At 69.1% G+C, this 2,060-nt stretch carries 3 protein-coding genes and 1 pseudogene; all 4 read right to left on the bottom strand.

Annotated elements, in window-relative coordinates:
• Nucleotides 1-223, bottom strand: a pseudogene (locus NI18_RS16640) (cell envelope integrity protein TolA); the annotation flags it as partial.
• 27 nt (nucleotides 224-250) lie between these two features.
• Complete coding sequence (gene tolR, locus NI18_RS16635; RefSeq protein ID WP_037531582.1) at nucleotides 251-688, bottom strand: protein TolR; 438 nt, start codon at nucleotides 686-688, stop codon at nucleotides 251-253.
• A 35-nt stretch (nucleotides 689-723) separates the two neighbouring features.
• On the bottom strand, nucleotides 724-1,416 hold the full coding sequence (gene tolQ / locus NI18_RS16630) for a protein TolQ (RefSeq protein ID WP_031440027.1): 693 nt from the start codon (nucleotides 1,414-1,416) through the stop codon (nucleotides 724-726).
• Nucleotides 1,413-1,874 carry a YbgC/FadM family acyl-CoA thioesterase gene (locus NI18_RS16625; RefSeq protein WP_031440026.1) on the bottom strand — a complete coding sequence of 154 codons (462 nt, stop codon included), beginning with the start codon at nucleotides 1,872-1,874 and terminating at the stop codon, nucleotides 1,413-1,415. Before NI18_RS16625 ends, tolQ begins: the two co-directional genes overlap by 4 nt.
• Between the last annotated feature and the right edge of the window lie 186 nt (nucleotides 1,875-2,060).

Raw genomic sequence — 2,060 nt, 5'->3', positions numbered from 1 at the left:
CCTCGGGCGTGCCCTCGTCGGGCGCGACCGATTCGGCGGGCGTCTCCGCCGATTGCGGCGCGGTCGCCTCGAGCGCCACGTCGGGCACCAGGCTGATGTCGATCGGCTGCTGGACAGGCTTGGGCGGCTCGGGCGTGTCGAGAAACCCGACCGACAACAGCGCGAACAGCACGACATGCCCGACCAGCGCGACGCCGAATCCGATCTTTTCGGAGCGATCCATCACCAAGGGCCCATCACCGCCGCGACATCAGTTGGGGGTGCCCTCGACCGTCACCAGCGCGACGCGGTTCAGCCCGGCGCGGTTGAGCTCGCCCATCACGCGCATCACCCGGCCGTAATCGAGCTTGCGGTCCGCGCGCAGCAGCACCTGCGGCTCGTTGCCGACCGCCCGGCTCGCCGCGATCGACGCGAGCCGTACCGGCAGCGCGTCCTCGCCGATCTGGTCCTGATCGATGAACACCGCGCCCGTCGCATCCATCGAGATCTCGACGGGTTTCTGCTCCTGGTCCAGTGCCTTGGCACGCGCATCGGGCAGGTTCACCGGCACGCCTGCGGTCATCAGCGGTGCGGTCACCATGAAGATGATCAGCAACACCAGCATCACGTCGACCATCGGCGTGACGTTGATGTCCGCCATCGGCGCGCGCCGCCCGCGACCGCGACCCGAAGGAAGGTTCATCGCCATCTACGCGCCTCCCGTGCACAGCACCGGCCGGCCGCTCATCGCGCGCCGTCCAGCTGCCGCGACAGCGTCGCGTGGAAGCCGTCGGCAAAGCGGTTGAGGCTCGCCTCGATCCGGTTGATGCCGTGGCTGAAGCGGTTGTACGCGATCACCGCCGGGATGGCCGCGAACAGGCCGATCGCGGTCGCGAACAGCGCTTCCGCGATCCCCGGCGCGACGACGGCGAGCGAGGTGTTCTGCGCCGCCGCGATGCTCGTGAAGCTGCGCATGATGCCCCAGACGGTGCCGAACAGCCCGACGAACGGCGCGACCGACCCGACCGTCGCCAGCACGTTCAGCCGGTCCGACAGCGTGTCGATCTCGTGAGCGACCGCCGCACCCATCGTCGTGGCGAGCCGCTCGCGCGTCCCGGCCTTGTCGATCGTGCCGCCCGCGGTCGACCGCCGCCACTCGGTCACCCCGGCCGCGAACACGCGCGCCGACGGCAGGTCGGTCTCGCTCTCGGCCTTGTAGAACACGTCGATGTCCTCGGCCTTCCAGAAGTCGCGCTCGAACCGCACCAGCCCCTTGCGCGTCTTGCCCAGCCGCCGCCAGAACGCGACGATCAGCGCCCAGGTCCAGACGCTGGCGAGCAGCAGCCCGATCATCACGCCCTTCACGACCAGATCGGCCTGTAGGAACAAGTGGATCGGCGACAATGTCGCGCTATCCATAGTCAGAACCGGATTCATGCTTCCCCCTGCCAGACAAGGCGTTCGTAGATGTCAGTCCATGCGCGCGGCTGGCGTCGCGGCCGGCCGTTGGGGGCGATCAGCGCCGCCACCACGTCCGCCTCGGCCAAGACAAGCCCGCCGCACATGACTCGTTGATGAATGGCGACGCTGGCCGCGCGGACCTGCGTGATCCGTGAGACGATCACCAGCGCATCGTCGAGCCGCGCGGGCGCGGCATAGCGGATGGCGAGGCTTGCGATCGCATAGGAGCCCTCGCCCGCCTCGAACGCGGCGCGCTGGTCGATCCCGCCGACGCGCAGCATGTCCGACCGCGCGCGCTCCATGTAGCGCAGGTAATTGGCATGATAGACGACGCCCGACAGGTCGGTGTCCTCGAAATACACGCGCAGCGCGAACCGGTGCTCGCGCCCCGCAAAGCGCCCTCCCGCCGGTTGATCCTGCTCTGCGTCAGCCATTCCGGGGGCTGTTAACCCAAGCATCGCCGCGAAGAAAGCATTCGCGTCGCCCGGCCCGCGGTTTCGCACCCGCGCAGGCGGATACGACTCGTCTTATTGCAGGACGCCCGGATCGACCTGCAGCTGCGGACGCGGCGCGACGGGAAGCGGCGGCTGCGTGACGGGCCGGAGCTGCGCCTGCAACCC

The sequence above is a fragment of the Sphingomonas sp. Ant20 genome (genome assembly GCF_000783375.1).
Classification (GTDB): Bacteria; Pseudomonadota; Alphaproteobacteria; order Sphingomonadales; family Sphingomonadaceae; genus Sphingomonas; species Sphingomonas aerolata.
The sequence above is the reverse complement of the archived record's forward strand: the minus strand, read 5'-3'. Positions and strand labels throughout refer to the sequence as shown.